Below are 13,127 nucleotides of genomic sequence, written 5' to 3' on the forward strand. Positions count from 1 at the left end.
CATGCCGTCGCAGGAGGCCGGTCCAACGATCGCCGTTAGCCGGTGCCCTGCGCACCGGCTTTTGACGATAAGTGGACCCTAGCATCGCGTGTGACGCCAACCTGTTCCCGCAGGTCCCAAGTGACGCCGGCACGTCCGGGCGTGCCAGCGCCAAGAACACCCATCAGTGCATAGGGTGATTAAGAAATGCAAGAAGGCATAATGGAGTTGATGTGGCGCACTTCCCATGTCAGCGGCGGCAACGCCCACTACGTGGAAGCGCTCTACGAGCAATATCTCGTCGAGCCCTCTGAGGTTCCCGACGAATGGCGTAACTATTTCGATCAGTTACCTCGTCCGGAAGGCGCCCCCTCTCACGACGTTCCTCTCAGTCCGATTCGTGATCAGTTCTATCAGTTGGCGCAAAACCAGCGTGGCAAACCCGCCGCCGGTGTCGCCGACAGCAGCGAGAACAAGAAGCAGGTCAAGGTTCTCCAGCTGATCAACGCATACCGCTTTCGCGGCCATCAGCGTGCCGATATCGACCCGCTGGGGCTGCGCAGCCCGACGCCAATTCCTGATCTGGATCTTTCCTTCCATCAGCTGACCGACGCTGACATGGAGACGTCCTTCCAGACCGGCTCGCTGTTCCTGGGCAAGGATCAAGCCTCGCTCAAGGAAATCGTCGACGTCCTGGAGAAGACGTACTGCCGCAGCATTGGCTGCGAGTTCATGCATATCGTTGACACCGACGAAAAGCGTTGGCTGCAGCAACGCTTCGAATCGGTGCGCTCCAAGCCGGACTACAGCATCGATGTGCGCAAGCACATCCTCGAGCGTTTGACGGCTGCCGAGGGATTGGAAACTTATCTCGCGTCCAAGTACCCAGGCACCAAACGCTTCGGGCTGGAAGGCGGCGAGACGTTTATCCCGATGGTTGACGAAATCATCCAGCGCACTGGTAACTATGGCACCAAGGAAGTCGTTATCGGCATGGCGCACCGGGGTCGCCTCAACCTGCTGGTCAACTTGCTGGGCAAGAGTCCGTCGGAACTGATCGACGAGTTCGACGGCAAGAAAGTCATCCAGCAAGGCTCGGGGGATGTGAAGTACCACCAGGGCTTCAGTTCCAACGTCATGACCGAGGGTGGCGAGGTCCACTTGGCCTTGGCGTTCAACCCCTCGCATCTCGAGATCGTCACGCCGGTGGTCGAAGGGTCCGTGCGTGCCCGCCAGGACCGCCGCGAAGACGGCGAGGGTGCCAAGGTACTGCCGATCGTCGTTCATGGTGATGCCGCTCTCGCCGGCCAAGGCGTGGTCATGGAGACATTCCAGATGTCCCAGCTCCGTGGCTACAAGACCGGCGGTACCGTGCATATCGTCATTAACAACCAGGTCGGCTTCACCACATCACGAGCCGATGACGCACGTTCCACGGAATACTGCACCGATATCGCCAAGATGGTCCAGGCACCGATCTTCCACGTGAACGGCGACGATCCCGAGGCGGTGGTGCATGCCACCCAGGTGGCCGTCGATTATCGTTACCAGTTCAACAAGGACGTGGTGATCGATCTCGTCTGCTATCGCAAGCGCGGCCACAACGAGGCTGACGAGCCTTCCGGCACCCAGCCGCTGATGTACCAGAAGATCAAGTCGCACAAGAGTTCGCGTGAGCTTTATGTGGCGCGCTTGGTGCAAGAGGGCATGATCAGCGACGACGAAGCGGCCGCCATGGTCGAGAAGTATCGCGATGATCTTGTGGCAGGCAATCACGTTGCCAATGCGCTGGTCAAGGAGCCCAATACCGAGCTATTCGTCGACTGGACGCCTTATCTAGGGCACACGTGGACTGGTGATGCCGATACGTCGATCGACATGACGCGTATGCAGGCGCTTGCCGACAAAATGTGCGCAGTCCCCGAGGAAGTCGAGGTACAGCGCCAGGTGGCCAAGATCTACGAGGATCGCCGCAAGATGGCCGCTGGTGATCTGGCTATCAACTGGGGCTTCGGCGAGACGCTGGCGTATGCCACCTTGCTGGATGAAGGCCATCCGATACGCCTGACGGGCCAAGATACAGGACGCGGCACTTTCTCTCATCGTCATGCCGTCGTGCATAACCAGAAAGACGGTTCGACTTATGTGCCGCTGGAGTACATCAAGGAAGACCAGCCAAATTTCACCATCCGCGATTCTTTCCTTTCCGAGGAAGCGGCACTCGCGTTTGAGTACGGGTATTCCACGACCACACCCAAGGCCTTGATCATTTGGGAAGCCCAGTTCGGTGACTTCACCAATGGGGCACAGGTGGTGATCGACCAGTTCATTTCCTCCGGTGAGACCAAGTGGGGACGGCTTTGCGGGCTTACCATGCTGCTGCCGCACGGCTATGAAGGGCAGGGACCCGAGCACTCCTCGGCGCGTCTCGAGCGCTTCCTGCAACTGTGCGCCGAGCACAACATGCAGGTCTGCATGCCGACCACGCCGGCCCAGATATTCCACCTTCTGCGCCGACAGGTGATTCGTCCGCTGCGCAAGCCGCTGGTGATCATGTCACCGAAGAGCCTGCTGCGTCACAAGGAAGCAACCTCGACGCTGGAAGATCTGGCCAATGGCCGCTTCGAAATGGTGCTGCCGGATCAAGGCAAGCTCGACACGGAGAGTGTCAAGCGCGTGGTGTTGTGCTCGGGCAAGGTCTACTACGATCTGGTGAGCTATCGTGCCGAGAATGGCAACGACGATGTTGCGATCGTGCGTTTGGAACAGGTCTATCCTTTCCCCAAGGAAGAACTGTACGAGGTCTTCAAGACCTATTCGAACCTCGAACAGGTCGTTTGGTGTCAGGAAGAACCGCTCAACCAGGGCGCCTGGTATCAAAGCCAGCATCACATGCGTCTGGTGGCCGATATGGTGCAGGAAGGCTTGGGGCGCGATCTGAAGTTTGCGGGGCGTCCGGCATCTGCCGCACCGGCATCCGGCTACATGTCCGTCCATGTTGAACAGCAGCGTCAGCTGGTGGAAGACGCCATTACTGGCTGAGGCGTTCCATCGGGATCGAGAGAAAACACTAAGGAAACGACATGGCTACTGAGATCAAAGCGCCGAATTTCCCGGAATCCGTTGCCGAGGGCACCATCGCCACTTGGCACAAGAAGGTCGGTGATAGCGTTGAACGTGATGAGCTGATTGTCGAGATCGAGACGGACAAGGTCGTTCTCGAAGTCGTGGCACCGGACGCCGGTACCGTGACCGAAATCAAGGTGGAAGAAGGCGATACGTGCGATTCTGAGCAGGTGCTCGGAATGCTGGGCGCCGCGAGTGAAAGTGGCGGAGAAAAGCCTGCCGAGGACTCGAAAAAAGAGAAAAAAGAAGAGACCAGCGAGAAGCAGGACGCGGCAGCAGCCAAGTCCGACGATGCCAAGTCGGCGGCGTCTGGCAACCAGTATGACGTCAAGGCGCCCAGCTTCCCGGAATCCGTCCAGGAAGGGACCGTGGCCACCTGGCACAAGCAGGTCGGTGAAGCGGTGAAGCGTGACGATATCCTTGCGGACATCGAGACCGACAAGGTAGTGCTCGAAGTCGTCGCCCCGGCCAATGGCGCCCTCAGCGAGATCAAGGTGCAAGAAGGCGAGCAGGTCGAGTCCGAAGCGGTGCTCGCATTGTTCGCCGAAGGCGCCGGCGGTGATGCCGCGGGCGGTGAGGCTTCCGCATCTGGCGATACGGCGAGCGAGTCGAAAGACACCGGCAGTGATGAGAAGGTCGGTGACAAGATCCTTGCGCCGGCAGCACGCAAGCTGGTCGCCGAGCATGACCTGGATGCCAGTAAGATCGAAGGCACCGGCAAGGGCGGTCGCATCCTCAAGGAAGATGTCCAGAAGGCCGTCAAGGACAGTTCCGCCAAGAAGAGCGCCAAACCCGAGGGCGGCAAACCCGAGGGCGGCGACGTCAAGGCTGCCGCAGCGCCGGCACCCGCCGTCGAGGGTGATCGTCCAGAGCAACGCGTGCCGATGAGCCGTTTGCGCCAGACCATCGCCAAGCGTCTGGTGCAGGCACAGCAGACCGCCGCCATGCTGACCACCTATAACGAGGTGGACATGAGTGCGGTGATGAATCTGCGCAGTCAGTACAAGGAAACCTTCCTCAAGGCGCACGATACCAAGCTCGGTTTCATGGGCTTCTTCGTCAAGGCGTGTACCGAGGCGCTCAAGCGTTTCCCCGACGTGAACGCGTCGATCGATGGCAGCGATATCGTCTATCACGGCTATCAGGACATCGGTGTCGCCGTGTCCACGCCGCGTGGCCTGGTCGTACCGGTGCTGCGTGATACCGACAGCATGAAACTTGCCGATGTCGAGAAGAGCATCGTCGACTTCGGCGAGCGCGGTCGTGACGGCAAGATCGGCATCGAAGACATGCAGGGTGGCACCTTTACCATCACCAACGGCGGTATCTTCGGGTCGCTGCTGTCGACACCGATCATCAATCCGCCGCAGACAGCGATTCTGGGTATGCACAAGATCCAGGAGCGTCCGATGGCCGTCGACGGCAAGGTCGAGATTCGTCCGATGATGTATCTCGCTATCTCCTATGACCACCGCATGATTGACGGCAAGGACGCGGTGCAATTCCTGGTCACGATCAAGGAACTGCTCGAAGATCCCGCACGTTTCTTGCTCGACGTGTGATGGCTGTCGCCGAACAATGTGTTGCGACTAATTAACTGAATTCGAACAGGATGATTTCATGGCCGATAAATTCGATGTGATCGTTATTGGTGCCGGGCCTGGCGGGTACGTGGCGGCCATTCGCGCTGCTCAAATGGGCTTGAAGACCGCGTGCGTCGAGAAGTGGGTCAACAAGGAAGGCAAGACCGTTCACGGCGGTACTTGCCTGAACGTGGGCTGCATTCCTTCCAAGGCTTTGCTGGAAACCTCTCACAAGTTTGTCGAAGCCCGCGATCATTACGCGGAGATCGGCATCGAGGTGGGCGAGCCGACCCCCAACATCGCCAAGATGCAGGAGTTCAAGGAAAGCGTCATCGCCAAGAACGTGGGCGGCATCAGCGCGCTGTTCAAGGCCAACGGCGTCACGGCGCTGGAAGGCGCCGGTAAGGTCGTCTCCGACAAGCAGGTCGAAGTCACCGGTCAAGATGGCGAGACGGCCACCTATGATGCCGAGAACATCGTGATTGCTTCCGGCTCTGTGCCGGTCGATATCCCGCCGACGCCTTTGACCGAGGGCTTGATCGTCGATTCCAGCGGTGCGCTCGAGTTCGACGAGGTGCCCAAGCGTCTCGGTGTGATCGGTGCCGGTGTCATCGGCCTCGAATTGGGCAGTGTCTGGAATCGCCTGGGCAGTGAAGTCACGGTCCTCGAGGCGATGGACGCCTTCCTGCCGATGGTCGACCAGGACATTGCCAAGGAAGGCCAGAAGCTGTTCAAGAAGCAGGGCATGGACATCAAGATGGGGGCTCGCGTGACGGGCTCCGAGATCAAGGACAAGGAAGTCGTTGTCAAGTATTCCGACGCTAACGGCGAGCAGGAGCAGACCTTCGACAAGCTGATCGTGTGTGTGGGACGTCGTCCCTACACCGAGGGCATTCTCAGCGATGATGTCGGTATCAAGCTCGACGAGCATGGTTTCGTGTTCGTCGATGATCAGTGCCGCACCAACGTACCGGGTGTCTACGCCGTCGGTGACGTGGTACGTGGTCCAATGCTGGCGCACAAGGGGTCCGAAGAGGGGGTGATGGTCGCCGATATCATCGCCGGGCACAAAGCCGAGATGAATTACGACGCTATCCCCAGCGTGATCTATACCGCCCCGGAAATCGCCTGGGTTGGCATGAGCGAGCAGGACGCGAAAGACGCCGGCATCGAGGTCAAGACGGGCTCCTTCCCGTTCTCGGCCAACGGACGCGCGCTGGCCAACAATGCGTCGGAAGGCATGGCCAAGGTCATTGCCGATGCCGAAACCGACCGCGTTCTGGGATTGCATATCATCAGTCAACATGCCGGGGAGCTCATCGCGCAAGGCGTCATCGCCATGGAATTCGGCTCCAGCGCTGAAGACCTGGCATTGACTTGCTACGCGCATCCGAGCACCTCGGAAGCCGTGCACGAAGCGGCGTTGGCGGTGGATGGCCACGCCATTCATATGGCCAACCGCAAGAAGCGCAAATAAGCGTTTCGACGAGCGTTTCAGTGTAGAGACGCGTCGCTCCCGCTTAGGCGGGAGCGAACAGGGGTAGCGGTGGCCTGAGGCTGTAAAAGCTCGAGGCCATCGCTACCATTCGAGTCACATGCAACCAATGGCATGACACGATGAACCTTCACGAGTATCAGAGCAAACAGTTGTTTGCCGATTATGGTCTACCGGTGTCCAAGGGTTTCGCCGTGGATACCCCCGAAGAAGCTGCCGATGCGTGCAAGAAGATTGGCGGTGATAAGTGGGTCGTCAAGGCCCAGGTTCACGCAGGTGGCCGTGGCAAGGCGGGCGGCGTCAAGCTGGTCGAAAGCGTCGAGGATGCCAAGGCGTTCGCTGAAAAATGGCTGGGCGAGAACCTGGTGACCTTCCAGACCGATGAGAAGGGCCAACCGGTCACCAAGATCCTGGTCGAAGACTGCACCGATATCGCCAACGAGCTTTATCTGGGCGCCGTCGTCGATCGCGGCACGCGGCGTATCGTTTTCATGGCCTCCACCGAAGGCGGCGTGGAAATCGAGAAGGTCGCCGAAGAAACGCCCGAGAAGATTCTCAAGGCCGAAGTCGATCCGCTGGTCGGTGCTCAGCCGTACCAGGCGCGTGAACTGGCGTTCGACCTGGGTCTGGAAGGCGCACAGATCAAGCAGTTCACCAAGATCTTCCTGGGCCTGGCTAAGCTGTTCGAAGAAAAAGACCTCGCGCTGCTCGAGATCAACCCGCTGGTAATCAACAACAGCGGCGACCTGCACTGCCTGGATGCCAAGATCGGCCTCGATGGCAATGCGCTGTATCGTCATCCCGATCTGCAAGCCATGCGCGACCCGTCTCAGGAAGACGAACGTGAGGCGCACGCTCAGGCGTGGGAACTCAACTACGTCGCTCTGGAAGGCAATATCGGTTGCATGGTCAATGGCGCCGGCCTGGCCATGGGGACCATGGACATTATCAAGCTCAACGGCGGGCAGCCGGCCAACTTCCTGGACGTTGGCGGTGGTGCCACCGAAGAGCGCGTGGGCGAAGCCTTCAAGATCATCCTCTCCGACGATTCCGTGAAAGCCGTTCTGGTCAATATCTTCGGCGGCATCGTGCGTTGCGACATGATTGCCGAGGGCATCATCGGTGCCGTCGAGCAGGTCGGTGTCAACGTGCCGGTCGTGGTGCGTCTCGAAGGCAACAACGCCGAGCTGGGTGCCGAGAAATTGGCCTCCAGCGGACTGAACATCATCGCTGCTACCAGCTTGACCGACGCGGCCCAGCAGGTCGTCAAAGCAGCGGAGGGCAAGTAATGAGTATCCTGATCGACAAAAGCACCAAGGTCATCTGCCAAGGCTTCACCGGTGGCCAGGGGACCTTCCACTCCGAGCAGGCGATTGCCTACGGCACTCAGATGGTGGGTGGCGTGACGCCAGGCAAGGGTGGCCAGACGCACCTCGGCCTGCCGGTGTTCAACACTGTCAAGGAAGCCGTCGACACGACCGGTGCCGAAGCCTCCGTGATCTACGTGCCCGCGCCGTTCTGCAAGGATTCCATCCTTGAGGCCGCCAATGCCGGCATCAAGCTGATCGTGTGCATCACCGAGGGAATTCCGACCCTCGATATGCTCGACGTCAAGGCCAAGTGCGACGAGTTGGGCGTGTGCCTGATCGGGCCGAACTGCCCGGGGGTGATCACGCCGGGCGAGACCAAGATCGGCATCATGCCGGGGCATATCCACAAGTCCGGCAAGGTCGGCATCGTATCGCGCTCCGGCACCTTGACCTATGAAGCCGTCAAGCAGACCACCGATCATGGATTCGGCCAGTCCACTTGCGTGGGCATCGGCGGCGACCCGATCCCGGGATCCACCTTCATCGACATGCTCGAGATGTTCGAGAAGGACCCGCAGACCGAAGCCATCGTGATGATCGGCGAGATCGGCGGCACGGCGGAAGAAGAAGCCGCAGCATACGTCAAGGAGCATGTCTCAAAGCCGGTGGTCTCCTATATCGCCGGTGTAACGGCGCCTCCGGGCAAGCGCATGGGCCACGCCGGTGCCATCATCGCTGGTGGCAAGGGTACGGCGGACGAGAAGTTCACCGCGCTCGAGTCTGCAGGCGTCAAGACCGTGCGTTCGCTCGCCGAGATCGGCGATGCGCTGAAGGCAGCGACGGGTTGGTAAGTCGCCTCTAGGCCCGGCGGGTCATGGGTCGCCGGCCAGTGAGCATGACGAAGGGCATCCCTACGGGGATGCCCTTCGTCGTTTCAAGTGCTTTATGCAAACGGCCTGCGCTCGCTGCCTTTCTTGAAAACGCGACCGTTCGTAAAAACGTGCAAGTGACTACCGACGCCGGGATAGCAGTTTGACGAAAGCACGTCCCGCCAACGCCAAGAAGACCGGCGCACCAGCGATGAGGTAGAAGTAGTAGGTCACGAAGCGCCAGATGAGCACCGCTGCAGCGGCGCTTTGCTTGCCGATTAACGGCGCCAGCAAGGCAGTGGAGGTCAGTTCGGCACCGCCTGCGCCCCCAGGCAGAAAACTCAACTGTCCTGCCGCCATGGAGAGCATTTGTACCAGGAAGGTCCAAGCCCAATCGACATGGGCATCCAGGCCCTGCACGGCCAGATACAGGACGCTGTAACGCAGCATCCAGTGGGTGCAGCACAGGGCGAAGACCGACAACAAGGTCAGACGAGGCAGGCGTAGCGTCTCGATCAAGGCGTTACGGAAATGCAGCAGGCGGCGAGCGAACCCGAAGCGTGCCTTGCGGCGCACCTTGAACCGCTCGAGCCAGTTGCCGGTGACCTGGAGCAGGCGTCCATAGTGGCGTATGACCAGCCACAGCAGGATGAAGCCGCACACCAGCAGCAACGATGGCAAGCCCACCAGCCAGCCGAGGTTGAGATCGATGGCCTCGATGAGGACATAGAGCGCGACGCCTATCAGCGCGGAAAGAAAGAAGAGCAGGTCAGTCAACTGATCGACGGCGAAGATCGCCGAAGCCTGCGCGGGCCGAACGCCGCGTCGTGCCAGCAAGCCTAGGAGCGTCAGTAAGCCCCCGGTGCCGCCGGGGGTGGCGCAGATGGCAAACTCGGTAGACATCACGATGCCCACTGCGCGCGTCTGACCGAGGTGTCCGGCGCGTCCCGCCAGCAGCAAGCGAAGCCGCAAGGCATTGACGTTCCAGCAGATGACGATCAGCAGCAGCATAAACGCCAGTTGCTGCAAGGGAAATGAGGCGAGTTCACCGAAAAGTGCGCGCCCGCCGAATAACAGCGGGATACTGATGGCCGCCACCAACCCGATAAAAAGCAATATCACCAGGCGCTTCATGCGGCGTGCTGCTCCCTCCGGCGTTGCCCCGTCACCCAATCGTACTTGGTGATAGGGCGACGTCCTTCGTGGATCAGGCGCTCCAGAACCGCGAGCCAGTATGCCTGAACGCTGGCGTGGCGCATGTCCACGGGATGTAGTCCCAGGCGCAGCAGCGGTGCCTGGCGGCTACGCCAGCGCTGCGTTTCGCTGGCCAGGCGTGATAGGCCACGACGCCAGGCGCTACGGGCACTCCATACCAGCCCCGGCGCCTCGAGGCGCATGAAGCTGGGCAGCGTATACAGATGTTGCGGGTCGCTAGTGTAGCAAAAGTCGCGCTGGGCCAGTGCTCGCCGCGCCCCTTGGCTCATGAGCCAGGCTGGCGCCACGAAGCCGGTGAGTGGCCAGCCCTGTGATCGAAAGAGGTCGATGCCTTTGTCCAGGCGCTGTGCCGCCTCATCTTCGTCGAGAGCGTAGAACTCGCCTTCCCAGGTGTAAAAGCGCCGCATGAACCAGTCGCGAGGCGTGCGCGGCGCGGGCGCGTCGTCGCAATGATAATAACCGTGCAAGGCCAATTCATCGCCCATGGCTCGGCGGCGTTGCAAGTGCTCGAGGAAGACGCCGTCGCGGCGGCAGTCGCTGCGATGGTGAAAATCGGGTACCACCAGCCAGGTGATCGGGATCGGACCGTGTCGATGTGCCAGGGCGTCGACCCTGGCCAAGAAGTTGGTGTAGTCGGGCCAGGTTTCCGGCGCGACATCGTGCAGGACGAGGGAAAGGTGGCGATCAGCCATGCTGAAGGCCCTCCGTGTTGACGCGTTGTCCGGTCAATTCACGATAATGCTTCATCAGGCTGGAGACCACGATATCCCAATCGTGATGGCGTTCGACATGCAGGCGGGCACGACGCCCTTGTTCCTCGGGCGCATTGGCGCAGAGTTCGCGCACGGCGCGTGCCATATCGTCCGCCGAGTGGGGTTCACAAAGCAGTCCGCAGCCCAGGGGCACATTCTCGGCTAGGGCGCCGGCGCGTGCCGCGACGACTGGAATGCCACTTGCCATGGCTTCCAGGGCGATCAGACCGAACGTTTCTTGAGTACCGGCATGCAGCAGCATGTCGCTGCTGGCCAACCACTCGGCGACATCGGCGGTGGCCGTGTAGCGGCCGATGACGCTGACGTTGTCAGGAACGCGTTGCGGCATCTGCGGCCCGATCAACAGCAGGTGGTAGCCTTTTCCGAGGCGCCGTGCGGTTTCCAACAGAACCGGCAGGTTCTTCTCGCGCGAGCCGCGCCCTACGAAGATCAGCAGGCGCGTATTGTCGTCGAGGCCCAAGCGCTGGCGACAGGTATCTTGGCGGTGCTGGGGCGAGAAGGTCTGCAAGTCGACCCCCAACGATTGCAGGGCGACATTGTCGAGGCCAAGGCCATTAAGTCTATCGGCGATGACGCGACTCGGCGCGAGGACACGGTTGCAATGCCGGTAGAGGTTTTCGACATAGCGTTTGAGGGCAATGCGCGTCCAGTTCCCGAGACGGTTGCCGATCAGGCGAGGTAGGTCGGAGTGGTAAAATCCCACTATGGGGACGTCCAAGGTCCGGCCGGCATCAAGCGCGGCCCAAGCGGTGACGTAAGGATCGCCGGCCTCGATGAGATCCGGCGCCATCTGAATCAGTTCGCGCCGCCAGCCTTCTCGCCTCAGGGGAAAGCGATACCCTTGGCTGAAGGGGAGCGGTGGCGCGGGAATTTCATGGATGGACTCACTGACTACATGGCGGGTACCGGGAATCACTAGGCTGGATATCACGCCAGGCAGTGTCGCCAAGCGGTTGCGTTTGGCCTCGAGGTAGGTTCGTACTCCACCGCTGGCAGGTGCGTAAAACATCGTGATATCGGTGATATGCAAAGCGTGACTCCTTGAAACCTTCCCGGTTGGTTACGGAGTGACCGCTCGGGCCCTGACGGGCTTGTCGTAGGAATGTCACCGCGCTGTCATGAGATTACGCTGGCACATGCCATGCCTTGCGTCCACTTCTGGTGACGCAAGACATGGCCAGCTTCATGCGGCGGGACGTGCGACCAACGAGCGTGTCGCCTCGACGGCTTCGGCCAGTGCGACCTGAACGCTGTCGCCGAGCTTGTAGCGCGGCTGGCCCTCGATCTGGATACGGCCTTCCTTGTCGTCGATGGCGACCTTGTCGCGTTCACTGTGCATGAATGGTGCCGGAACGAACGCCGTGGCACCATTGGCGGAGAGCCGAACCCGCATGCCGCCACGGTTGATGGCGATGATCTCGGCGTCGAAAACTTCGCCTTTTTCGGCGGAGGGGCCGAGATAGCGCACGTAGAGCCAATCCTTGACGTCACGTTCCGCCATGCGATTCAGGCGCCGCCGCTCGGTGAGCTGCTCGGTCAATGCCTGGCTGGCCTCGGCGGGTGCGCTTTCGCCCTTGAGCACGCGCTTGATCAGGCGGTGATTGACCATGTCGCCGTACTTGCGGATGGGCGATGTCCAGGTGGCGTATGCCGGCAGTCCCAACCCGAAGTGCGGGCCAGGCTGGGCGGACATGTTGGTATAGCCCTGGAAACGGCGCAGGCGTGCGTCGAGCCAGGCGTCCTCGCGTGCTTCCAGGGCGCGGCGCAGCTCGCGGTAGCGCGAGAGTTCCAGCAACTGTTCGCGTTCCACGTTGATGTCCTGGGTGGCCAGGAACTCGATCGCCTGATCGGCCTTTTCAGGTTCGAACGCCTGATGCACGTTGAAGATGCCATGGCCCACGTGCGAAGCCAGCAGATCGGCGCAGCAGGCGTTGGCTGCGATCATCGACTCCTCGATCATGCGCTGAGCGGTGCGACGTTCCTCGATACGCACCGCCAGCACGTTGCCCGCGTCATCGACGTCGAAGGCATAATCGGGACGGTCCTTGAACACCAGCGTGTGTTCCTCGCGCCATGCGTTGCGGGCCTCGGTCATCGCGGCCAAGGCCTTGAGCTGCGTGGCCATGGCCTCGTCGGCAGGGGCCCAATCGCCTTGGCCTTCCAGCCAGTCGGAGATCTGGTCATACACTAGACGCGCATGCGAACGGACATTGGCGGCAAAGAAGCGATAGTCGCCGAGAGTGCCGTCGCGCTGGATATCCAATGTGCAGACCAGGGTCGGGCGCTCCTCGCCTTCCTTCAGCGAACACAGCTCGTTGGCCAGTGTTTCCGGCAACATGGTGACGTTCTGGCCCGGCAGATACACCGTGAAGGCGCGGGTCTGCGCTTCCATGTCGACCGGGTCGCCCTCGCGGACGTATGCCGTGGGATCGGCGATCGCCACGCTGAGACGCCAGCCATCTTCGCGTGTCTCGATATGCAGAGCGTCGTCCATATCGCGGGTCTTTTCACCGTCGATGGTGAAAAAGGGTGTCGCGGTCCAGTCCTCGCGCTCGAGACCTTCATCGTGCAGCGGCCACTGCTCGCCGAATTGCGGCGATGCTTGTTCCAGCGCGTGGCGCGCCAGGGTCACGCGCCACGGCACGGCGGGATTGTCGGCCTTGACTACGAGCTCGTCGACTTGGGCGAAGAACCCGCGGTCGTCGGGCTTGAGCGGGTGGCGCACCAAGTGTGCCACGACCCAGTCGCCGTCACCGAGCGTACTTTCGTCGAGCGAG

Annotated in this window: 9 protein-coding genes; 5 read left to right on the forward strand and 4 right to left on the reverse strand. The window is 60.9% G+C overall.

Annotated elements, in window-relative coordinates:
- The first annotated feature begins 186 nt into the window (after positions 1–186).
- From OP496_RS14535 to sucD, 5 genes are all read left to right on the forward strand, one after another.
- Positions 187–3,021, forward strand: coding sequence for a 2-oxoglutarate dehydrogenase E1 component (locus OP496_RS14535; RefSeq protein WP_280561642.1), 2,835 nt, complete (start codon positions 187–189; stop codon positions 3,019–3,021).
- Between the two features lie 41 nt (positions 3,022–3,062).
- Positions 3,063–4,667, forward strand: a complete 1,605-nt coding sequence (odhB, locus tag OP496_RS14540; protein WP_280561640.1) for a 2-oxoglutarate dehydrogenase complex dihydrolipoyllysine-residue succinyltransferase — start codon at positions 3,063–3,065, stop codon at positions 4,665–4,667.
- A gap of 58 nt (positions 4,668–4,725) precedes the next feature.
- The gene (gene lpdA, locus OP496_RS14545) at positions 4,726–6,165 is read left to right on the forward strand and encodes a dihydrolipoyl dehydrogenase (protein ID WP_280561638.1); all 1,440 of its coding nucleotides are present in this window, start codon (positions 4,726–4,728) and stop codon (positions 6,163–6,165) included.
- Positions 6,166–6,305: 140 nt separating this feature from the next.
- A complete protein-coding gene (gene sucC / locus OP496_RS14550) occupies positions 6,306–7,472 on the forward strand; it encodes an ADP-forming succinate--CoA ligase subunit beta (protein ID WP_280561636.1) in 1,167 nt (388 codons plus the stop codon).
- Positions 7,472–8,344: a succinate--CoA ligase subunit alpha gene (gene sucD / locus OP496_RS14555; RefSeq protein WP_280561635.1), complete on the forward strand. Its 873-nt coding sequence runs from the start codon at positions 7,472–7,474 to the stop codon at positions 8,342–8,344. The genes sucC and sucD overlap by 1 nt, the downstream gene beginning before the upstream one ends.
- A 159-nt stretch (positions 8,345–8,503) precedes the next feature.
- Here sucD and OP496_RS14560 read toward each other — a convergent pair whose 3' ends face one another.
- The 4 genes from OP496_RS14560 to OP496_RS14575 form a co-directional block, all read right to left on the reverse strand.
- The gene (locus tag OP496_RS14560; RefSeq protein WP_280561634.1) at positions 8,504–9,496 is read right to left on the reverse strand and encodes a lysylphosphatidylglycerol synthase transmembrane domain-containing protein; all 993 of its coding nucleotides are present in this window, start codon (positions 9,494–9,496) and stop codon (positions 8,504–8,506) included.
- Positions 9,493–10,269 carry a polysaccharide deacetylase family protein gene (locus OP496_RS14565; protein WP_280561632.1) on the reverse strand — a complete coding sequence of 259 codons (777 nt, stop codon included), beginning with the start codon at positions 10,267–10,269 and terminating at the stop codon, positions 9,493–9,495. Before OP496_RS14565 ends, OP496_RS14560 begins: the two co-directional genes overlap by 4 nt.
- A complete protein-coding gene (locus tag OP496_RS14570; protein ID WP_280561631.1) occupies positions 10,262–11,380 on the reverse strand; it encodes a glycosyltransferase family 1 protein in 1,119 nt (372 codons plus the stop codon). Before OP496_RS14570 ends, OP496_RS14565 begins: the two co-directional genes overlap by 8 nt.
- Positions 11,381–11,533: 153 nt before the next feature.
- Positions 11,534–13,127 (reverse strand): exoribonuclease II (locus tag OP496_RS14575; RefSeq protein ID WP_280564432.1); only part of this gene is annotated, 1,594 nt, incomplete at its 5' end.

Source organism: Chromohalobacter sp. 48-RD10, assembly GCF_029889785.1.
Lineage (GTDB): Bacteria > Pseudomonadota > Gammaproteobacteria > Pseudomonadales > Halomonadaceae > Chromohalobacter.